Consider the following 18,861-nt stretch of genomic DNA (forward strand, 5'->3'; position numbering starts at 1 on the left):
GCTTGATGCGAACTCTTTCGATGATGCCACTCTAGAGGTGTTTTGCCCGACGCGTCCAAGCCAAATTTCGGGTTTTTAGATCCGATCGAGTGCTGGCTCAGCGGCTAATAGCCGTTATTGCGCATGTAGTCCTGGATCATGCCGAGCAGACCGCCGGCCGTGCCGCTCGTCGGATCGTTGCGATTATCAAATCCCCGCATCGATGCCATGGACGAGCCAGGCTCATTTGCGAACACGCCGATCGGCCGGCTGGCCTGAGTCGGTTGCGGCCCACCAGGCAGACCGCGCCAATCGCCAAATCGTTCATTGAAAGTCGATGGATAGCGTGCTGGAGCGTTTCCCGACGCCGAAACAGGTCCGGCATCTTCGGGATCAACGCGCGTGAGACGTCGAACGGGAACGGCGTTGGTTTCGGGACCATTCTCCCCACCCGGCTCGGGATAGCCATATTCCCACACGTTTCGACGGTTTGGCAGACCCGCTCCGTCAACGGAATCCCTGATCAGCTGCTTGATCCACGGCTGCGAGTAGTCCTCAGAGAAATCGAGAGGACCATATCCATAGGTGACGCCAGCGCCGGGCGTGCCAAACCCAACACCAGTCTCGCTGCCCACTGTCGCCACGTTGGCTCCGACCCGTCCCATCCCGAGAGTGCCTGCTGCCGATGGTCCCGTCAGCAGAGCCCCCAGATCATTGGTGTATCCCGCCGACAGACTGAACCCGGGCGTACCGTAGTAGAGCTGCGGATAAAGCCTGCCGGAATTGTCTATGTAGGCCCCAACGCCCACTCCTCCCGCCAACGTCGGAATTGCGGCAGTGAATCCGCCATAGGTGCCCTTGTCGCTCATTGGTTTTCCTCATCACTCTGGGCCTCGGCTCTTTTGCAATTCTGCTCGTAGACCCTCGAACATTTGATTGCGTAAAACACGCTGTAAGCAAAGACCGCCAATAACAGCACGCCAAAGACCATCGCATCCGCCCGACCGGACGACAGGCAGGCCAACGCGCCGGCGAGCGCCAAATAGGGGTACCCTCTGACAAGTCGGACATAGTCTGCCTGCACGGTGAGTGGCATCGGAGGCTGCAGCGCCCACACATCGAGCGCATAGCGCGCAATCTCGTAGTCCTGAAACTGCGGCGGAAGATGCTCGCGTGCGGCATTGAAGACCCGCATGTACGTGAAGCCTAACCAGATGGCGGCGAACCCCGCCAAGACTGTGAAGAGAGCGACCATGGTTTTGCTTTCGATGGACAATGCTGTCCGCGATAAAAGTATGCGGCCGACTGTTCGCCGGCAAGCGGGCCTCCGAGCTTATCCAGGCTGTCTCGCATTGTGGCTGGTTGATGCCGAGTAGCCCGTCGACGGAGCCGGGTCGGTGACCGCCCGGCCAAAGCAACAGACAGCGATCCTCAACCGACCTCCAGCGGAGCCTGCAACATGTCTTCCCGGTCGTTACCATCATGCATCGTATGCGCGACGATCTTCATGGCCCCGTTCGATTCCGCGACGTCCTGGGCCAGCAGCGCGAACTGGTCGTCGGTGAGATCGTAATAGGTCTCGCGGCTCTCCTCCTCGCGCTCCTCCCACCAGACCTTGACGATGCCGGCCTTCGACAGCAGCGCGTCCTTGATGAAGGAATAGAGCACCATGAAGCCGCCGTTCTGCTGCATGAAGACGTGGTTGACGTAATCCGTCTCCTGCTGCGCGGCGGCGACGTCCTCGGGGCCGACCGGCTCGAACCGCACCACCTCGTCGGAGCCGGCGAAGATGTCCATCAGCTGGGGCATCAGCCCTTCGATGGTGTCGGCGACGTCGGTTGATACCGCGCGCGAGCGGCCGTCTTGCGCCGGCATGTCCTTGCGCATGTCGCCGAGATAATAGTCCATCGCATCCGCCCGCTCCTCGGCAAGCCGCGCCGCCGACATCGCGGCGAGCGCATTGGCCTTCTCGGAGGCGAGCATCGCCTTCACTTCGGAAATCGACATCTTTGCCATGAAACTCCCTCGATCAAAACTCGATCGCCGCATCGCGTGGCGGCGCAGCGTCACCAGTGCGACAGGTACGGCATCTGCGGGGCGCCTGTCGCAAACACATCCGCCTCCTCACTTACGTCGCGGGACTCTCGGGCATTGCATTCCTCAAGGCGCGTCGAGAAGAAGTAGCGATGGGCGCCGACGTCTGGACGTAACGTCGTCCTGCGAGCGCGTTTAGTTTCTCGGACTTGTGCCGTATCTCGAGTTGCCAGGATTGTTGTTGCGGCAGTTCCTGCCCGCGCCGGTCAAAACCGTGACCGAGCCGTCGTCGTTCGTGTAAACGCGCGTAAGTCTGTTCTGAGCTGCGGATACCGCCTTCGCCATTTGGAGACATCAAAAATGCTCACTGCTCAGAACGACACGCCGTGAAGAATGATTGCAATCGCGAGCAGCACCGAAAGGCAGATCGCAAACCCGATCCAACCCGCAGCGTCCTGTCGCAATTCGATCCGTCCATCCGCGTGCCGACGGTACCATGGCCGGCGCAGCGACGACGTCGATGCGCTGAACGGCTCGACATGGACATGTCCGAACGAAAGGAGCGGCAAAGCAGCTCGCGCCACCGCGTACCCGATCAGTTCGACCAGCATCCGCAACGCCGGCATTCGCAAAACTCACGCAATGGTAGAGATTACACCAACTAGAACATAACAAGAACGATTGTCAACCGCTGGTTTTACCAAGCGCATCCGTTTTCTCACATCCATCCCCGCCCGGTGTACTGGATCGGCCGGTTGAACGCGGCCACCCTGCCCGGCTGTTCGTAGCAGATCGCCATCAACCCCAGCGCGTCGGCAGCGTGGCTCGACCAGTCGTGCTCGGGGCCGAGGCCGATGTTGCGCGTTTCGTCCTTGCGCTCGTGATAGAAGCCGAGCGCTTCGCGGCCGGCCTCCGTCGTATCCTCGTTGAACCAGAGCTGCGGGCCGAGCCGTCGCAACGCCTCGATCCGCATCATGGCCGCGCCCGGCCCCTGGTTCTTCACCGGCGGCTCGACCTTGAAGCCGGCCTCGCGCAGATGATCCTCATAGCGCTTGCCGGTGATGTTGTTGGCGGCCATGCCGTCGTGCGGCAGATAGAGCACGGCGTGGTCATAGCGGCGCGAGCGCAGCCAGTTGACGTGAAACGCCAACACCTGGCCGACGCTCTCGTAGTAATCCAGAACGCGGATCTCGCTGCCCACCCACTGCACGATCCAGATCGTGAAGGCATCCGCGGCAGCGCCCGCGCCGCCGATGTCGATGAAGGCGCGGAGCGGCAGGAGGGGATCGGCGGAAACTTTTCCGATCCGCCCCTGCGCACGCGCCTCCGACAGCAGCGCGGCGAAATAGGCGCCCTCGAAGGCGCGGGCATACTCGCCTTCCCAGATGTGATCGTAGCGCTCGGGGTAGAGTTTTTGATCCAACAGCCGCTCCTCCCCGAGCACATCCGGAAACCAGGGATTGTCGCGCCAGTTCGCCTTCACCAGCACGGCGCCATCGGGCTTGCGCCCGCGCAGGAAATCGTCGATTGCGTCGCTCTTGCGCCGTGGATTCCAGCTCGCCCAGAGTTCGGAATCCTTGACCCGGATCGTCGGCCGCAGCAGCGCGAGGCTGCGCGCGCTGAGGGATTGCGCCTCGTCGATCCAGGCGATGCGAAACCCTTCCAGGGATTTGATCGAGTCCGCCGTGTGGTCCTGAAGTCCGCGGAAGATGATGAGCCCGTCGCCGGGCGTCTCGATCTTGTCGCTGAACAGCTTGAAGCCGTGGCCGAGGCGAAGGCTCGCGATCTTGCCCTCGATCAGACGCTTGGACGATTGCGCCAGCGAGCGCTGCGCCTCGCGGATGCAGACCGCGAGCGTGCCGCGCTCGGCCTGGCAGGTCTCGACCAGCAGCTCGCCGAAGAAATGCGATTTGCCCGAGCCGCGTCCGCCGTAAACGCCCTTGTAGCGTGCAGGCCTCAACAGCGGCTCGAAGATCTTCGCGGTCGGAATTTTCAGGATGGACAAATGGATGCGCTCGCTCGCCCTGGGATCTGTACGCGAAGGATTCCGGCAGAGCGCCGTCCGTGATTGCCAGCGCACTCGCCCCACCTGCGACGGTGAGGCCCTATCGTTCGCCTCGCCCGCGTTCTCCAGCGTCGCTGGCGTCGTCCGGGCGCACGATGACGCGCTCGACCCTATGGATCGTTTCCACGGCACCCTCTTCGCCGCCTTCGATCGGCTGCGCCGACTTGCCCCAGCCGCGATCGAGCACGGCGTTGGCCGCCGAGAGGCGCACGGCCGGCGTCGCGCTGTCGTTGCGCATGATGCCGAGCAGCACCTTCAGGGCCGTCCTGGTGTGGCCGCGGGCCAGCGAGCGGATTTCGGTCGTCGCGCGCGCCCTGGGCCTTGTCTTCGTCGTAGGCGGCGGGGACGGCTCGCCGGCAAGCTCGCGTTCGACGTCTTCGCTCACGACAACATCTCCCACAACACGATTGCGACCAGGCCCGCGAGCGCGAGCGATATCAGATAGGCGGTCATCGATCCTCCATGCGAAGAAAATGCGCGGCAGATCGCGCCAGGCGAGGCGCGATCGTTTCGGGCGCGAACCCTATCTCCGTGTTGTCCGGAGACCGCAGCGGCGCGGGCAATGGGCCCTGCGCCGCGGGCCGGCACGTTCGCGCGTGCACGGCCAGCAATGGTTCGGACGGCGGCGCGCCGATCGGCGCTCCAGGTTTGACGAGTGCGTGGCCGTGATGCGCCGCCGCCGTCCGATTCCGAAGTCGAGACGAAAAAACCCGCGGCGGATGTGCTCCGCGCGGGTGAACCAAACTCGTCTCGATGATGTCACTATGCCGGTGTTTTGCCCGACGTGTCAAAGCCCCGTTGAAATGAAGCAGGCCGCGAAATGAAACAGCCCGCCGCGGACATTCTCCGCACGGGCTGAACCAAACTTCTTTCGATGATGCCATTCTGCCGGTGTTTTGCCCGACGTGTCAAACGAACGAATGCGCTCAACCTGCGTTGGTCGATCGGGAGAACCGCATGATGCCGAGGACACATCGAGAGACACCGCAGGGCGATGACAAGCCGCGCAGCGACAAGGCGCGTGACTTGCAGGAGGCGATCATCGAGGACGCCGCCGAAACCGGGGACAGCGGCCGCGACCTCGTGCACGGCGAAGGCGGCACCATCGATCTTCCCACCAGGCCTGGCGATTTGTCGAAGGACGACTAGGCGCCCAGGAACTTACCACTTGGGCGCGGCGTTATTCCCGTTGGAAGGAAAGTGGTAAGATGAGGCACACTGTGCTGGTTGTCGACGACGATCCTGCTGTCCTCGACGTGGTCGTGGACATGTTGGAAGAACTCGGCTGCGAGGTCGTCAGCGCCCACAGCGGCGCAGAAGCGCTCGACCGTCTCAGGCAAAACCAGAAAATCTCCATCCTCATCACCGACATCAACATGCCTGGCATGGATGGTCATGAGCTGGCCGAACTCGCACGACGACGGCGGCCGGCGCTGAAGATCCTGCAACTCTCCGGCCGCGAGCCCCGGCGCGACGGCCTGCCGATGATCCGGAAGCCGTTTTCGTTCGAAGAGCTCGTCGAGGTCATGCAGCGAACCACCGGCGTTTGCTGAACCTGAGCCGGCAAAGCAAAACCCGCCGCAGATTGCTCCGCGCGGGCTGAACCAGACTGTTTCGATGATGCGACTTTGCCGGTGTTTTGCCCGACGTGTCAACGCGGCGCTCGCGGACGAGAAAGCCCCTCCTCCCAACTCAATATGTGGTGCGCAACGGGCTTGCTTCAAGTCCCCGCCTCTGCCGTAGAACCCTCGCCCGAACAACAAGCCGAGGGGTCCACATGCCTGTCCTGCTTCCGACGTCCCGTTCGCGCCGTCGCATCCAGCCCGCCGACGCGCGGCAAACGCCGACCGACCACGCCGTCATCATCGCAGGCGGCGGCCCGACCGGGCTGATGCTGGCCGCCGAGCTCGCGCTCGCAAAGGCCGATGTCGCCGTCGTCGAGCGGCGCGCCGACCAGACGATCGTCGAGACGCGCGCCGGCGGCTTGCACGCCCGCACCATCGAGATCCTCGATCAGCGCGGCGTCGCCGACCGCTTCCTGCGCGAGGGCGAGATGCTCCAGCTCGCCGGCTTTGCCTGGACCCAGCTCGACATCAGCGAGCTCCCCACACGTCACCCTTACGGCCTCAAGCTGCGGCAAAGCCGCATCGAGCGCATCCTGGCGGACTGGGTCGAAGAACTCGGAGTGCCGATCTATCGCAACGTCGAGCTCACGGGCTTCGCCGAGGGCGAAGCCGGCATCGAGCTGACGCTCTCCAGCGGCGAGACCTTGCGCGCAGATTATCTGGTCGGCTGCGACGGCGGTCGCAGCCTGGTGCGCAAGGCCGCCGGCATCGACTTTCCCGGCACCTCACCGACGCTCAGCAATCTGATGGCCGAGGTCGAGTTGAGCGAGGCGCCGGCATGGGGCCTGCGTCATGACGCGCTCGGCTATCACGGCCTCAGCAAAGCCGAGAGCGGGCGCGTGCTGGTCGTCGCGACCGAAGCGGCGATCGCGCGCAGCGGCGAGCCCTCCTTGCGCGATCTCAGCGGCGCCCTCGTCGCGGTCTACGGCACCGACTTCGGTGTGAAGAATCCCGCCTGGATCTCCCGCTTCACCGACGCGGCACGGCAGGCCACGACCTATCGCAAGGGCCGCGCGCTGCTCGCCGGCGATGCCGCGCATATCCATCACCCCGTCGGCGGCCAAGGCCTCAATCTGGGTGTGCAGGATGCCGTCAATCTCGGCTGGAAGCTGGCGCAGGTGGTCAGGGGCCACTCGCCCGACAGCCTGCTCGACAGCTACCATGCCGAGCGCCATCCGGTGGCCGCGCGCGTGCTGAAGAACACCATGGCGCAGATCGCCCTGCTCCGCCGCGGCGACGACGGCCTCAAGGCCGCGCGCGACACCGTTGCGGATCTGCTCGCCATGGACGAGCCGCGCCGGCGCTTCGGCGCCATGATGAGCGGGCTCGACATCGCCTACGATCTCGGCGACGGCCACAAATTGCTGGGGCGGCGCATGCCGGATCTCGATCTGACCATCGACGGACGGACGCGGCGATTGTCGACGCTGCTGCATCGCGCACGCGGCGTGCTGCTCAACTTCGACCGGCGGGAGGGCATCGACCTCGCCGCATGGGCGGAGCGCATCGACGTCGTCGATGCCGACGTCGATGGCCTGTGGGAGCTCCCCGTCATCGGAACGGTCCAGGCGCCGGACGCCGTGCTGGTGCGGCCCGACGGGCACGTGGCCTGGGTGGGAGGCGAGCGGCGGCATGGGCTGGAGGATGCACTGACGCGGTGGTTTGGCGCGGGTGCGGCCGAATGCGCGGAACGCCACACCTCTTCCACATGAGACAGCCCGCGGGCTCGATACGAACTCTTTTGACGATGCCATTCCGCCCGTGCTTTGTCTGACGTGTCGAACGATCGTGAACGACGTAAGTTTCTCCAAGATCGTCTTCACTCCGGTCGAAGCAACGGCTGTATCCAGCGCGAAAACCATTCCTCGGCGTCATTGCTCGGCTTGCCTGGACCATCTACGCCGAAGATCGGAGGTTGAATGAGGTACCTTGGTTCGTCCGTGAACGCGCCGATCGGCCTGCTCGGCTGCGGCTGACCGCTGCTAGCAGTCGGGAAGGTCCAATTGCCAAACCGCTCGTTGAAATCCGTGGAAGGCAGATATGGCACCGGAGCACTCCCCGAGGTGTAAACGCTGCCCGCGTTGGACTCGTTGACGCGCCGAACGTTCTCGGGTGCGGCGGATCCGTATGCTGGAGCGTCCGGCACCTTGTAAGGATCTGCCGGCTCGGCGAACACAGAGCCGTCTGCAGTATTGACCCAATTGCCGAAACGATCCGCAAGAGTGCTAGCGCGTGTTTCGAGATCGGTCGAGGAAGCTCCGCTCAGCTGACGTCCGAAGCTGGATGAGGCCCAAGCGCCGCTGCTCCCGGCCGTGTTGTCGACGTTGAGTCCGTTGCCGATGGCGTTGAACGGGGAGGCTCCTGTCGAGTACACTCCCTCGCCAGGAGCGACGGTGCCCCTCGGCGCGCCCTGACTACTTTCTTGGGCATTGACCGCGCGTGAAAACGCCAAGGCGCCACCTATGGCAAGCAGCCAGGCGGGAATGAAGGGAGTCGCTGCGCCGACCGCCGCCGCCCCAGCCAACCAAGGAAGCGCATCCTGCACCACAGACGTGCCGCCGGCCAACGGGTTGTCGTAGAAGGGAAGCGGCGTTCCGGTTATTGGGTCCGATTTAAGGACCAAGGGATCTGAAGCCGCGGCCGCGCTTGGAGGCAATCGGTCGAATTGCTTCTCGCCTTGGTCGGGCGTTGGGAAAGGCGGCAGCGCGCCCGCGAAACGCGGATCACTTCGTGTGAGCCCTTCTGGCTCGTTGAACCATCCGAGAAAAGGAGGAAAGAAGGGGGGCGGTAAGGGAATGTCTCTCGGGTTGGCCGGAGTCGTTGGCGGAATCTGGAAATTGTCGTCGACGGGTGCAAACTTGGAGTACGGCGTTCCGCGCAGATTTTTGTTCCCTGACGTGACAGCTTTGTTTGGATTACTCCTAATCGCGTCGTGTAGGAGTTCTTCTCTTCGCGCATCGTCCAGTATCGCTGACCACAGCTGCAGATGATCGAGTCCGGTCTCCAAGCCATTTGTCTTACGATCCCGAATTTTCTTTAGTTCATCCGAATAGCGCTCAACATAAGCCTCGCTGCGCTTGATGACCGTCTCGACACCCAAATTGAACTCTTCCGCGGTTTTTCCATTCGGCAAATTTGTATAGAGATGACCATTGCTGAAGCCGATGCGCATTGCATCCATCAATGTTCTTATCTTCGCCTCACGAACGTCCGCCTCCGGGATTTTGGTGATTCGGTCGAGGACGCATTCGATGGCTTTGTAGTAGATTTCTTTATGCCCGCCGGGATGCGGCGATATTCCCATAGCCTCAGCCAATTGATAAGTCATTGGCAGATAGATTCCGTTCGCGAACGAATCGATTCCTAGCTTCTGTTGATCGATGTCGCGAAACGCAGAATGAGAGCGGAAAGCTCTTGGGATCATATGATGGTAGACTAAAATTGACATGTCGCCGCGGTGCTCCGTAGCCCTTGGTGAGTTGAATGATTGAGTTTCGACAAACCTGGCTCAGACGCAGTCCAGCCGGTGCACGCACGACATGCAGCTGCCGCACGCCCGGAGGTCCGGCGTGGCCAAGAGGCTGAACAAGAGCTGGCGCAGGTCTTGATAAGAATCGCCGCTACGACGCGCTTGGATTACGTTCCGCAAGGAGCGGCAGTGCCGAGCGAGCGTCTGGAACGACGCAGCACCCGGCGCGACAAGCGACACCGGGCCGTGAGAATTTCAGTGGGGACGCGTCTGGACCCGGACTTTACAGCGGATCCACGAATGATCATCCGTGGTTCGGCTAAGCTGTGATCAGGAGGAAAGACTTCTAGCGTCTTGGAAGTGTGAGCAGCGGAAGATCGGACGCGTCTTCGAACAACATGCCCCTAAGGCTTGCAGACTTCCACGCGTCCTTCAGAGCTTGGTCACATATGATCTTCGAGTCGGCGTACGCCATTCGAAACACGTGCGCATCACCGACCAGTTCGTCCTTGAAAACGAGTTCAACATCCCCGAAAAAATCGTAGAACTTCTGACCGAAGTCCCGCGCGGCCGGTTCGTCCGAAATCCCGATCTTCAATCGCGATCGCTCCTCATCCAATGCGTCGAGGAGACGGCGAACGTCGCAGAACCAATAACGGGGTCCGTCCCAGACCCCGTTTTGGACATGCACATCGCAGGCAAGGAAGGAAAACGCGTCGGGGTCGACGGCTTCGAAAACGTTCTTCGCCCGATCAGAGATCAGCCAGAATGCATACCAGCGTTCACAATCTCGAGGCCGACGACTTCTCGGATCAAATGTGATGCGTGGCGTCGGCCCGGCAAAGTCCGACAAGTGCCCCGGATCCAGAAGAGAATGACTATCGTCAGACACTTGGAAATAACAAGGGTTGCCCGTTCGATAGAAATCCATCTCGTAGAATTTGCGTTTCCGCAACGAGGGGCGTTTGTTTTGCTTCGGCGGTGCATTGCTCATCTGAATATACCAGTTGCTTTAAGCTTCGACCGAATGAACACCTGAGGTTCGCTTTCGCCACACGCACGCCCCCATATGCCCCAGCGGTGCTTCCGCGTCCTCCGCTCTTCAGCGGACTTGCCCTCGACGATGAGGGCGCCCTTTAACTTGATGACCAGCAGGACGCCATGCCAGGACCGGGGCAAAAAAAAGCCCGCAGCACAGTGCGGGCATCCTGAAAACTATCTCGATGATGCTACTCTGCCAGAGTTTTGCCCGACGTGTCAAACTATCGATCTCGCGGAATTTAAAGGCGAGGACGGGCGGGAATCGTTCGTCGAAATCAGCGTTCGAACTCATCAACACAATAAAACACCGGGAGTCCGCCAAACACGTCGGAGTTCTTGTGGCGCACTTGAATTCGCTCGCTTGCGCTTGCCCCGATCGTGTCGCCGTCCTTCACAACGCTACCGTGCTCGATCAGATAGACGGAAAGTCCCGCCACCTTGTCGAACAACGCTGACAGCGTCAGCTTGCCGGTCACGAGCTCGATTTCCCGGCCCACGAAGGCGGTCAGTCCCATCGTGATCGCGCCGATCTTCGCGCCTGACCGGAACGGAAGAATGTCGATCCACAGCCTGAAGGGGTAATCCGGATACGGTGCGAACGAATAGGTGGACGTCTCGAGCCAGAGGTCGGCGGGGCGCGCGACCTGGCCGGACCACACAACGCCGCGAGCTTCCGGCATCGTCGCAATCAACGCGCCGATGACCGCGGTCGTGACGCGCGCCGCGACCAGCGGCTGCTCATTCTTTCCGAGCATCGAGACAATCACGTGACCGCGATGCTGCGCGGCAACCGCCTTGCTTTCCGGCCACGTCATGGCAGCACGCGTCCACAATCCCGGATCGTGCGGAATGGGTGCGGGCATCGACATGACGGCAACGAGTTCGTTACCGCAGCGAATGAGCGGGGAATTTGCTCCTGCCTGCTGCGTATGTCCGTCCTCTGTCGCCAACTTGGGATGGCGGGCGTGAAGGACCTCTGCGACCCGAGACATGTCCGGCGTCGCCGGACCGTCCAATAAGACCAAAGCGAGAAGCGAGCTACTCATCGACTGCCCCGCGAAAAATTAAGGACGAAACGCAACTCTCTGCCCGCTCGCCCATCAGTTGAACCATTCGAAACCTAGAACAAAACGGGAACATTGTCAATTGGCATCTTCGTGCATCATATTGCGCAGGCCCATTCCAGTCCCGAACGGTCCCCCATGTTCACAATCCACCCCGACGACCTCACCTCCGAACCGACCCGCCGCCTGCTCGCGCTGCATCTCGCCGGCATGCATGCGAACTCGCCGCCGGGACATGTGTTCGCGCTCGACCTGTCGGGGCTGCAGACGCCTGACGTCACGGTGTGGTCGGTGCGCGAGGGCGACGATGTCGTCGGCATCGGCGCGCTGAAGCATCTGGGCGACGGCGGCGCCGAGGTGAAGTCGATGCGGACCCACCCCGATCATCTGCGCCGCGGCGTCGCGGCGCTGCTGCTGGACCACATCGTGCACGAGGCGACGGCGCGCGGCCTGCTCCGGCTGAGCCTGGAGACCGGCAGCGGCCCGGCGTTCGAGCCGGCGCTGGCGCTGTACCGCAAGCGCGGCTTCGTCAACGGCGAGGCATTCGCCGATTACCAGGCGAGCGCCTTCAACCAATTCCTGCACCTTGCGCTGCGCGCCTGAGCCGGCGCGCGGATACAGCGCCGCAACGCTTCGCCAGGCATCCGCGTGCGTCTTGCAGACGGCCCGAGGCTTGGCTTTGTTCGGAAGTGGACGCGGGATGCACGCCGCACTCAAATGAGTAAGTGGCTCAAACGGCTGATATTACGCTCGTCAAATTAAGTTGCGGTCGTACCAAATGATAGTGCACGGCGCCGCTCCGGGGCGTAGGCTTGGTGCATCACCGCAAGGCCCGTGGCATTCATCGGTGATGAGAACGCGAGTTCGCGCTCCCGCCTCCCCGGTCAAAGGAGATGCGCGATGCTGACAAGGCGTCGTTTCAAACAAACCAGAACGCTCACGGAAAGGCTCGCCGACGAAGCCAAGCGCTGTCGCGAGGAAGCGCGCGCGCTCTCGCCGGGGCGGCGCCGCGAGATGCTGCTGCGCCGGGCGCGGCAGGACGAGACCGCCATGCAGATGGAAGCCTGGCTGCGCTCGCCCGGCCTGAGGGCGCCGACATGACGCAGCAATATCGCGCCTATCTCGTCGGCGAGGACGGCATCTTCCGCTCCGCCGAAGCGTTCGAGGCCCCGTCGGATTCCTCCGCCCTCGGCTTCGCGCGGCAGTTCACACGCCACGGCAAGGTCGAGGTCTGGCAGCTCGGCCGGAAGATCGCCGTGCTGGATCCCGAGCCGTCGCCGCAGGGTCCGTTGACGCGTCAATGACCGCTCATTGCGATCGCGGATTGAAAATCTCGATCGAGAACGAGAACGTCACCTGCATCACGGGCCCTCCGGCGTCGCGAACGTCGATCGCCATCTTTTGCCGGGCACCTGCCGACGGGGCGGACATGACGCCCTCGCGGGCCATGTCGGCCACCGACTTGGCGGCCTCGGCCTGAACCGCGCGCGCGCTGGACAATTCCAGGCCTTCCTCGTCGCGTGCAACGCCATTGTCGTCGCAAAGATCGAAGTAATAACGGGGCATCGGCGCATCCTTTTCGTAAAAAAGGCGCGGCCTGCCAGAAAGGTTGCTTGCCGAACGGAAATTTTCCGCAGGGGATCAACCGGTTCCGGGAACATCGCGGGCGCCTTACTGCTCCCGCGGCCCGACTGCGCCAGCTGGCGCAGCTCCCTACTCCTCGGCCAGCTTGTGCTCGATATAGGCGTCCACCGTCTCCGCAAACGAGCGCTGCACGCCGACCGCCACATCATGCTGGTCGAGTGCGTCGCGCTGGAGCACGCGCAGGCCCCGGCCACGCGCGCTGAGCGGCGCCGTGTTCAGATATTGATCGATGACGCCTTTGGCGAGCGGGATGGCCTTGGGATCGCCCCTGGCAATCAGGAGCCTGAGCAGGCTCTGGCATTCGGCCAAACCTGGCATGGCTTGGGCCTCTTTAGCGTTGCTGCGATTTTGGCTTCGGCCGCTTCACCGGCTGGGTGTGGGTGCCGAACAGCGCCAGCAGGAACGCGACTTCTTCCTTCGAACCGATCTGGATCATCAGTTATCTCTCCTCTTCGCTCCGTTGGTCGGAACCGGGCGCGAAGCAGTTCAGGGCAATCGGGTTTCAGCTCTGTTTCAGCCGTGTTTCGTCGCGCCGTGACGCGCGCCGCCAGCCTGCCTGTGTACACAATTGAACCTGGCGCGCCCGGGCGCGGCCCGTTTGCACTTTTCGCTTCTTTTTAACGGGTGCGCCGTAACGTCCGCGCAGCCGAGAAGCTGCGGGAGTTCAGGAGATGGTCGTGAAGTGCGCGGGGTGTGCCGACGGAACGGAGCTGCCGTTCGCATTCAAGATGGCGTTCCAGCCGATCGTCGACGTCGCCGAGCACCGGGTCTGGGGCTATGAGGCGCTGGTGCGCGGCCCGACCGGCGAGAGCGCCCACAGCGTCCTCAGCCAGCTCACCGACGATCAGATGTACCGCTTCGACCAGGCCGCCCGCGTCATGGCGATCGAAACCGCGGGCAAGCTGTTCACCGATCCCCGCGCGCGCCTCTCGATCAATTTCATGCCGAACGCGGTGTACGAGCCGCGCGCCTGCATCCAGAAATCGCTCGAGGCCGCGCGCCGCGCGAATTTCCCCGCCACCAATTTGATGTTCGAGTTCACCGAGAACGAGCGGATGAGCGATCCCGCGCATGTCGAGAACATCGTGCGCGCCTACAAGGCGCTGGGCTTCTGGACCGCGCTGGACGATTTCGGCGCCGGCTATGCCGGCCTCGGCCTGCTCGCGCGGCTGCAGCCGAACCTGATCAAGATCGACATGGAGCTGCTGCGCGACATCCACCTCAGCCATCCCAAGCAGGTCATCGTCTCGGGCATCGCCGCCATGGCGCGCGAGCTCGACATCACGGTTTTGGCCGAGGGCGTCGAGAACGAGGCCGAACTGACGGTGCTGCGGGCCGCCGGCATCGCGCTGTTTCAGGGCTATCATTTCGCCAAGCCCGGCTTCATGTCGCTGCCTTCGGTGCGGGGACTCGAACGGATGGACGTGTCGCTGGCCGGGTGAGAACCTGCCCGGCGTTGCCGGATTTCTTCTCCTCGAGAGAGGTTTCATAAACCAACAGCCCGTGTGGATCGCTCCACGCGGGCTTTTGCTTTCGCTCGCCGCGCAGCCTCCCTTGGAAACGTTGCGGCAGCCCGGTCATCCGGATCCGCCTGCTGCAGACAAGGAATTCTGCCACTTGTGCCCGGTCGCGCGCGAACCAACTTCGGCTCCCTGCGTTGATGCGCCAAACCGGAGGCTTCGATGCTGGATTTGAGACTTGTAGCGACTTCGCTGGCGATGCTGATTGCACTGCTGTCCGTGGCTCTGGCTGATTCCGCCAAGGATCAGGCACGGCCCGACGCTCAAATCGCCGCTACGGCGCGCCCCATTCGCGTCATCCTGCCTGCCCCCTGGGAGGCCGCCACGAAGCAAGCCGAAGCGCAGCCTGTGAAGTGACGAACCGGCCTCTCAACGGCTGCGTCGCTTCCGGGTGACAAGCCGATGCCGTGCTGCCAGGCACGTCCGCGCACCGCCGCTTCGCTTCGATCGAACTCGTTTGCGATCTCGTCCGGCAAGCCCCATGGCAGCGACCCCAGGCACCTCCGGGGTTGGGCGTGAGGAGCGAAAATGCCGGGGCCGCCAGAGCGCCAACTCAACGCTCGCTCCCGGCCATCATCCGCCCGACAGTCTTTCGTGCCGTATCAATTGATGCGTCGGCTGAAATAAATACGGCCGCGCCCTCATAAGCGACTCGGCGGTCCAGCGGCGCTACCGCCAGATCTCTTCCCGGCAGGTGTCGCACCGGTAGACCAGCATCTGCCTGTCCTGCTTCAGGTCGAGCACCGACGTGACGAAGCGCGCCGGCGTCCGGCAACCCGGGCAGGAAGGCCCTGGCTGTGGAGGTCTCTGTATGGAACGCTCTGCCTTGCTTTGGTCGGTCACGGCTGCTCCCCCGAAACGTCCGGTTCCTAAGCACCAAAGTGGACAATTGTTCCACCCGGCTCGCGGCTGGCGACGCGCGACGCGGGCTGTTCGGACATCACGAATTGCCCGCGCGCGATCATCTCGACCGCAGAGCGCGCACAAACAGGACAGACCGGCAAACGTTCCTAAAACCGATCTCGATACGCACCGCATTCGCGTGAGACGAGTTGCGGCACTCGACAGCTTCGGACTCACGCAACCAATTCGAATCTCACTTGTTGTCGCCGGCACATTCACTGCCGGAGGACAAAAAAATGCGACGTCTTACTCTCCTTGCCACGACCATGTTGCTGCTCGCAGCGGTGCCCGCAAGCGCACAGTCACAGCCTGCCCAGAGCGGGCCGGGCAACAACGCCGTCAACAGCGCGGACCAGAACAACTCGAACAAGCCGGTCGCGGGCCGCAACAGCTTCACCGAGGGCCAGGCGAAATCGAAGATCGAAGATGCGGGCTATTCCAACGTCTCCAGCCTGAAGAAGGACGACCAGGGCGTCTGGCGCGGCAAGGCCGACAAGGCCGGCACCAAGACCGACGTGAGCCTGGACTTCCAGGGCAACGTCAATCCCGCCAAGTAACGCGCAGATCGACGCGCCAATCAACGAGGAGACCCGACAATGACCACCACCATCTCTCGCCTCTACGACAATTACTCCGACGCCCAGGGTGCCGTGACCCGGCTGGAAGGCGCGGGCGTACCGCATTCCGACATCAGCATCGTCGCCAACAATTCGGACAATTGGTACAGCCCGTCGTCCGGCAAGGTCGATCGTGATCGCGACGGTGTCGACGATCGCGCCGAGGGCGCCGGGACCGGAGCCGGCATCGGCGCGGGCCTCGGCGGCGCCGCCGGCCTGCTCGCAGGTCTCGGCCTGCTTGCAATTCCGGGTCTCGGACCGGTCGTCGCAGCCGGTTGGCTCGCCGCGACCGCCGTCGGCGCGGCTGCAGGTGCGGCCACGGGCGGCATCGTCGGCGCCCTGACGGAAGCCGGCGTCGCCAAGGAAGATGCCTCGCGCTATGCCGAGGGCGTTCGCCGCGGCGGCACGCTGGTGACCGCACGGGTGCCCGACCAGGACCGCGCCCGCCTCGATGCGCTTCTCAACGAGCGCGCCGTGAACCTGCAGGAGCGCAGCGCGGCCTGGCAGAAGGCCGGCTGGAACGACTTCGATGCCGCGAGCCCGCCGCTGTCTCCGGAGGACCTCGGCCGCGAGCGCCAGCTCTACGGCACCGGCACGCGGCGCTAAGCGCCTCCCACACCCACACGACGAAAGGCCCCGCGATGCGGGGCCTTTTTTTGCCGGGAAAGAGCGCCATCCGCGCCGCGCTTTCATGTCGCGATGCGCAAACCTGCCGATGCTTTGCGCGGCGGACCAAACTTGATTCAAATGCAGCCGAGCGGATTTGGCGGAATGCAATCCCTTCGCGCCATGCTGGGACATGTGCATTGCGCGAATGCAATCGGGAAAGCTCGGAGAGATCGCCATGTACTACGTCGCCGCTGCATTGCTGGTGCTGTCGGGACTGTTCTATTCCGCGAGCCATCACGAGATCGGCTCGTTCGGCGTCACCATGTGCAGCTATGGCAGTGCGTTCTGCGACAACCCGCTGATCGTCTTTTCCGGTGCCGCGCTGGCCGCCGCCTGGGGCATGTTCGTCAGCATCAAGTAGCGCAGCGGACGCAGGTGCTTCATCGCGCGCGCTCCGGGGCACGAAGCCCCGGCGATGCCTGTGTTCGAGATCTGCTGCGATGATGACACCCTAAACCTGTTTTGCCCGGCGGTCAAGCCGAATTAGCTTTATCAGAAATGACGCGCTCCGACTGGAGGAACTTTTGTTCCGTCACCGGCATTTGCGGTGACATGCAAGCCGTGATCGAGGTCCCCTTCCCATGAGCGACAGTGCCCTCACCCCGACCAAGTCCGCGCCGACGCTGCTGCAACGGCTCGGGCCGGGGCTGATCACCGGCGCCGCCGACGACGATCCCTCGGGCATCGCCACCTACTCGCAGGCCGGCGCGCAATTCGGCTACGGGCTGCTGTGGACGGTGTTTCTCACCACGCCGTTCATGATCGCGATCCAGCTCGTCAGCGCCCAGATCGGCCGGGTCACCGGCAAGGGGCTCGCCGCCAACGTCATGCAGCTGGCGCCGCGCTGGGCGGTGCTCGGCCTCGTCGCCATGCTCGTCGCCGCCAACACCTTCAACATCGCCGCCGACATCGCCGCCATGGCGGAGGCGCTCTCGCTCGTCATCGGCGGGCTGAACCACGAGCACGCGCTGATCTTCGCGGCGGGCTCGACGCTGCTCCAGGTGTTCCTGCCCTATCGCCGCTATTCGCCGGTGCTCAAATTCCTCACGCTGGCGCTGTTCGCCTATGTCGCGACCGCCTTCACCGTCAAGATTCCGTGGAGCACGGCGCTGCTCGCCGCGGTGTGGCCCAAGGCCGACGTCAACGCCGATTATCTCATGATGGTCGTGGCCGTGCTCGGCACCACCATCAGCCCGTATCTGTTCTTCTGGCAGGCCTCGCAGGAGGTCGAGGAGATGAACCAGGGCCGGCGCGACAAGCCGCTCCGCGAGCTGAAGCGCGGCGGCAACCACGAACTCGACCGCATCAAGACCGACACCGTCGCCGGAATGCTGCTCTCCAACGGCATCGCCTTCTTCATCATCCTGACCACGGCATCCGTGCTCCACGCGCACGGCGTCACCAGGATCAATTCGGCGACGGAGGCCGCCGAGGCGCTGCGGCCGCTGGCCGGCGATTTCACCTTCGCGCTGTTCGCGCTCGGCATCATCGGCACCGGCCTGCTCGCGATCCCGGTGCTGGCGGGCTCGGCCGCCTATGGCGTCGCGGAGATCTTCGGCTGGCACGCCACGCTGGAGGCAGAGCCACACGAAGCGGTCGGCTTCTACGCCATCATCGCCGCGGCAACCATCATCGGCTTCGGCCTCGGCTTCACCGGGATCGATTCCATCCACATGCTGGTCTGGAGCGCAGTGCTCAACGGTATCGTCGCCGTGCCCATCATGGCGATGATGATGCTGATCGTCTCGAGCCGCGCGATCATGGGCCGCTTCAGGGCCCGGTCATGGCTGATCGCGCTGGGCTGGCTCGGCACCGCGCTGATGGCGCTCGCCGTGCTCGCTCTGCTCGGCTCGTCGGTGATGGCGTGAGGCTAGACCGGCGACAGCGCCGCCGAGATCTGCGAGGCGATGATGAAGGCCGCGAACACGGCCGGCACGCTGATGAACCGCAAGAACTGGTCTATCGAAAGCATCGCTGTCCCCCCAGACAAGAAGCACCTTCGCCCGCCGCGCTATTCCACCCCGTGCGCAGAGGGCTGATCGGCCGTCAGAAGCTGATCGGAAATCGCAGCACCGCTCATGGTGAGCAGTGCCAGAATCGAAATGATCGCCAGAAATTTCATGATCGGAAAATCGGCGCCGATTGTGGCCAAAAGCGTCAAAACCTGGCGCGATTCCGCGACGATCCAAGGAAAGATCATGGCGGTTTTCAACCGTTCCGTCGCCAATCCG

At 63.3% G+C, this 18,861-nt stretch carries 24 protein-coding genes; 12 read left to right on the top strand and 12 right to left on the bottom strand.

The annotated features are described in order from the left end of the window. Positions 1–104 precede the first annotated feature (104 nt). From CIT40_RS24385 to CIT40_RS24410, 6 genes are all read right to left on the bottom strand, one after another. Positions 105–848: a hypothetical protein gene (locus CIT40_RS24385; RefSeq protein ID WP_094891339.1), complete on the bottom strand. Its 744-nt coding sequence runs from the start codon at positions 846–848 to the stop codon at positions 105–107. After that, positions 845–1,234, bottom strand: coding sequence for a hypothetical protein (locus CIT40_RS24390; RefSeq protein ID WP_094891338.1), 390 nt, complete (start codon positions 1,232–1,234; stop codon positions 845–847). Before CIT40_RS24390 ends, CIT40_RS24385 begins: the two co-directional genes overlap by 4 nt. Before the next feature lie 176 nt (positions 1,235–1,410). Continuing rightward, positions 1,411–1,995, bottom strand: coding sequence for a portal protein (locus CIT40_RS24395; RefSeq protein WP_094891337.1), 585 nt, complete (start codon positions 1,993–1,995; stop codon positions 1,411–1,413). 389 nt (positions 1,996–2,384) lie between these two features. Next, a complete protein-coding gene (locus CIT40_RS24400; RefSeq protein ID WP_148667225.1) occupies positions 2,385–2,624 on the bottom strand; it encodes a hypothetical protein in 240 nt (79 codons plus the stop codon). A gap of 107 nt (positions 2,625–2,731) precedes the next feature. Further along, positions 2,732–4,018 carry a PBSX family phage terminase large subunit gene (locus CIT40_RS24405; protein ID WP_094891335.1) on the bottom strand — a complete coding sequence of 429 codons (1,287 nt, stop codon included), beginning with the start codon at positions 4,016–4,018 and terminating at the stop codon, positions 2,732–2,734. Between the two features lie 100 nt (positions 4,019–4,118). Next, a complete protein-coding gene (locus CIT40_RS24410) occupies positions 4,119–4,463 on the bottom strand; it encodes a hypothetical protein (RefSeq protein WP_094891334.1) in 345 nt (114 codons plus the stop codon). 572 nt (positions 4,464–5,035) lie between these two features. Here CIT40_RS24410 and CIT40_RS24415 point away from each other — a divergent pair. The 3 genes from CIT40_RS24415 to CIT40_RS24425 all read left to right on the top strand — a co-directional run bounded on the left by CIT40_RS24415 (position 5,036) and on the right by CIT40_RS24425 (position 7,415). Next, positions 5,036–5,227 (top strand): hypothetical protein, encoded by a 192-nt coding sequence (locus tag CIT40_RS24415; protein WP_094891633.1) that lies wholly within the window; start codon positions 5,036–5,038, stop codon positions 5,225–5,227. 71 nt (positions 5,228–5,298) lie between these two features. Continuing rightward, entirely contained in the window at positions 5,299–5,631 is a 333-nt protein-coding gene (locus tag CIT40_RS24420; protein ID WP_244611842.1) for a response regulator, read from the top strand. Between the two features lie 224 nt (positions 5,632–5,855). Further along, complete coding sequence (locus CIT40_RS24425) at positions 5,856–7,415, top strand: FAD-dependent monooxygenase (protein WP_094891332.1); 1,560 nt, start codon at positions 5,856–5,858, stop codon at positions 7,413–7,415. A gap of 107 nt (positions 7,416–7,522) precedes the next feature. On the opposite strand, the gene CIT40_RS24430 is transcribed toward CIT40_RS24425, so the two are convergent. The 3 genes from CIT40_RS24430 to CIT40_RS24440 all read right to left on the bottom strand — a co-directional run bounded on the left by CIT40_RS24430 (position 7,523) and on the right by CIT40_RS24440 (position 11,082). Then, positions 7,523–9,151 (bottom strand): AHH domain-containing protein, encoded by a 1,629-nt coding sequence (locus CIT40_RS24430; RefSeq protein ID WP_094891331.1) that lies wholly within the window; start codon positions 9,149–9,151, stop codon positions 7,523–7,525. A gap of 367 nt (positions 9,152–9,518) precedes the next feature. Beyond that, positions 9,519–10,166, bottom strand: coding sequence for an imm11 family protein (locus tag CIT40_RS24435; protein WP_094891329.1), 648 nt, complete (start codon positions 10,164–10,166; stop codon positions 9,519–9,521). A 322-nt stretch (positions 10,167–10,488) separates the two neighbouring features. Continuing rightward, positions 10,489–11,082: a DUF4261 domain-containing protein gene (locus tag CIT40_RS24440; protein ID WP_244611843.1), complete on the bottom strand. Its 594-nt coding sequence runs from the start codon at positions 11,080–11,082 to the stop codon at positions 10,489–10,491. Between the two features lie 333 nt (positions 11,083–11,415). On the opposite strand from CIT40_RS24440, the gene CIT40_RS24445 reads away from it, so the two are divergent. The 3 genes from CIT40_RS24445 (at position 11,416) to CIT40_RS24455 (ending at position 12,581) form a co-directional block, all read left to right on the top strand. Further along, complete coding sequence (locus CIT40_RS24445; RefSeq protein ID WP_094891327.1) at positions 11,416–11,880, top strand: GNAT family N-acetyltransferase; 465 nt, start codon at positions 11,416–11,418, stop codon at positions 11,878–11,880. 297 nt (positions 11,881–12,177) lie between these two features. Next, positions 12,178–12,378 carry a hypothetical protein gene (locus tag CIT40_RS24450; RefSeq protein WP_094891326.1) on the top strand — a complete coding sequence of 67 codons (201 nt, stop codon included), beginning with the start codon at positions 12,178–12,180 and terminating at the stop codon, positions 12,376–12,378. Continuing rightward, positions 12,375–12,581, top strand: a complete 207-nt coding sequence (locus CIT40_RS24455) for a hypothetical protein (protein WP_094891325.1) — start codon at positions 12,375–12,377, stop codon at positions 12,579–12,581. Before CIT40_RS24450 ends, CIT40_RS24455 begins: the two co-directional genes overlap by 4 nt. A gap of 4 nt (positions 12,582–12,585) precedes the next feature. Here CIT40_RS24455 and CIT40_RS24460 read toward each other — a convergent pair whose 3' ends face one another. Together CIT40_RS24460 and CIT40_RS24465 are read right to left on the bottom strand one after the other, a co-directional pair. Then, positions 12,586–12,843 (bottom strand): DUF6894 family protein, encoded by a 258-nt coding sequence (locus CIT40_RS24460; protein WP_094891324.1) that lies wholly within the window; start codon positions 12,841–12,843, stop codon positions 12,586–12,588. A 147-nt stretch (positions 12,844–12,990) separates the two neighbouring features. Then, the gene (locus CIT40_RS24465; RefSeq protein ID WP_094891323.1) at positions 12,991–13,239 is read right to left on the bottom strand and encodes a hypothetical protein; all 249 of its coding nucleotides are present in this window, start codon (positions 13,237–13,239) and stop codon (positions 12,991–12,993) included. Positions 13,240–13,592: 353 nt separating this feature from the next. Here CIT40_RS24465 and CIT40_RS24470 point away from each other — a divergent pair, with 353 nt between their 5' ends. From CIT40_RS24470 to CIT40_RS24495, 6 genes are all read left to right on the top strand, one after another. Continuing rightward, positions 13,593–14,363, top strand: a complete 771-nt coding sequence (locus CIT40_RS24470) for an EAL domain-containing protein (protein WP_094891321.1) — start codon at positions 13,593–13,595, stop codon at positions 14,361–14,363. A 240-nt stretch (positions 14,364–14,603) separates the two neighbouring features. Continuing rightward, a complete protein-coding gene (locus tag CIT40_RS24475) occupies positions 14,604–14,798 on the top strand; it encodes a hypothetical protein (RefSeq protein WP_094891320.1) in 195 nt (64 codons plus the stop codon). Positions 14,799–15,580: 782 nt separating this feature from the next. Continuing rightward, positions 15,581–15,901 carry a PepSY domain-containing protein gene (locus CIT40_RS24480; protein WP_094891319.1) on the top strand — a complete coding sequence of 107 codons (321 nt, stop codon included), beginning with the start codon at positions 15,581–15,583 and terminating at the stop codon, positions 15,899–15,901. Positions 15,902–15,940: 39 nt separating this feature from the next. Then, positions 15,941–16,567 carry a hypothetical protein gene (locus CIT40_RS24485; RefSeq protein ID WP_094891318.1) on the top strand — a complete coding sequence of 209 codons (627 nt, stop codon included), beginning with the start codon at positions 15,941–15,943 and terminating at the stop codon, positions 16,565–16,567. A gap of 238 nt (positions 16,568–16,805) precedes the next feature. Beyond that, positions 16,806–16,991, top strand: a complete 186-nt coding sequence (locus CIT40_RS24490; RefSeq protein ID WP_094891632.1) for a hypothetical protein — start codon at positions 16,806–16,808, stop codon at positions 16,989–16,991. Between the two features lie 220 nt (positions 16,992–17,211). After that, positions 17,212–18,498: an NRAMP family divalent metal transporter gene (locus CIT40_RS24495; RefSeq protein ID WP_094891317.1), complete on the top strand. Its 1,287-nt coding sequence runs from the start codon at positions 17,212–17,214 to the stop codon at positions 18,496–18,498. A 143-nt stretch (positions 18,499–18,641) separates the two neighbouring features. Here CIT40_RS24495 and CIT40_RS24500 read toward each other — a convergent pair whose 3' ends face one another. Next, positions 18,642–18,842, bottom strand: coding sequence for a hypothetical protein (locus tag CIT40_RS24500; RefSeq protein ID WP_244611844.1), 201 nt, complete (start codon positions 18,840–18,842; stop codon positions 18,642–18,644). Positions 18,843–18,861 lie beyond the last annotated feature (19 nt).

The sequence above is a fragment of the Bradyrhizobium amphicarpaeae genome (assembly GCF_002266435.3).
Lineage (GTDB): Bacteria > Pseudomonadota > Alphaproteobacteria > Rhizobiales > Xanthobacteraceae > Bradyrhizobium > Bradyrhizobium amphicarpaeae.

Coding starts and splice junctions, on each gene's coding strand:
- CIT40_RS24445 (WP_094891327.1), top strand. CDS start 11,416: ATGTTCACAATCCACCCCGACGACCTCACCTCCGAACCGACCCGCCGC.
- CIT40_RS24460 (WP_094891324.1), bottom strand. CDS start 12,843: ATGCCCCGTTATTACTTCGATCTTTGCGACGACAATGGCGTTGCACGC.
- CIT40_RS24490 (WP_094891632.1), top strand. CDS start 16,806: ATGTACTACGTCGCCGCTGCATTGCTGGTGCTGTCGGGACTGTTCTAT.
- CIT40_RS24475 (WP_094891320.1), top strand. CDS start 14,604: ATGCTGGATTTGAGACTTGTAGCGACTTCGCTGGCGATGCTGATTGCA.
- CIT40_RS24385 (WP_094891339.1), bottom strand. CDS start 848: ATGAGCGACAAGGGCACCTATGGCGGATTCACTGCCGCAATTCCGACG.
- CIT40_RS24470 (WP_094891321.1), top strand. CDS start 13,593: ATGGTCGTGAAGTGCGCGGGGTGTGCCGACGGAACGGAGCTGCCGTTC.
- CIT40_RS24415 (WP_094891633.1), top strand. CDS start 5,036: ATGATGCCGAGGACACATCGAGAGACACCGCAGGGCGATGACAAGCCG.
- CIT40_RS24390 (WP_094891338.1), bottom strand. CDS start 1,234: ATGGTCGCTCTCTTCACAGTCTTGGCGGGGTTCGCCGCCATCTGGTTA.
- CIT40_RS24465 (WP_094891323.1), bottom strand. CDS start 13,239: ATGCCAGGTTTGGCCGAATGCCAGAGCCTGCTCAGGCTCCTGATTGCC.
- CIT40_RS24440 (WP_244611843.1), bottom strand. CDS start 11,082: ATGTCGATGCCCGCACCCATTCCGCACGATCCGGGATTGTGGACGCGT.
- CIT40_RS24480 (WP_094891319.1), top strand. CDS start 15,581: ATGCGACGTCTTACTCTCCTTGCCACGACCATGTTGCTGCTCGCAGCG.
- CIT40_RS24425 (WP_094891332.1), top strand. CDS start 5,856: ATGCCTGTCCTGCTTCCGACGTCCCGTTCGCGCCGTCGCATCCAGCCC.
- CIT40_RS24430 (WP_094891331.1), bottom strand. CDS start 9,151: ATGTCAATTTTAGTCTACCATCATATGATCCCAAGAGCTTTCCGCTCT.
- CIT40_RS24450 (WP_094891326.1), top strand. CDS start 12,178: ATGCTGACAAGGCGTCGTTTCAAACAAACCAGAACGCTCACGGAAAGG.
- CIT40_RS24495 (WP_094891317.1), top strand. CDS start 17,212: ATGAGCGACAGTGCCCTCACCCCGACCAAGTCCGCGCCGACGCTGCTG.
- CIT40_RS24485 (WP_094891318.1), top strand. CDS start 15,941: ATGACCACCACCATCTCTCGCCTCTACGACAATTACTCCGACGCCCAG.
- CIT40_RS24400 (WP_148667225.1), bottom strand. CDS start 2,624: ATGCTGGTCGAACTGATCGGGTACGCGGTGGCGCGAGCTGCTTTGCCG.
- CIT40_RS24395 (WP_094891337.1), bottom strand. CDS start 1,995: ATGGCAAAGATGTCGATTTCCGAAGTGAAGGCGATGCTCGCCTCCGAG.
- CIT40_RS24455 (WP_094891325.1), top strand. CDS start 12,375: ATGACGCAGCAATATCGCGCCTATCTCGTCGGCGAGGACGGCATCTTC.
- CIT40_RS24435 (WP_094891329.1), bottom strand. CDS start 10,166: ATGAGCAATGCACCGCCGAAGCAAAACAAACGCCCCTCGTTGCGGAAA.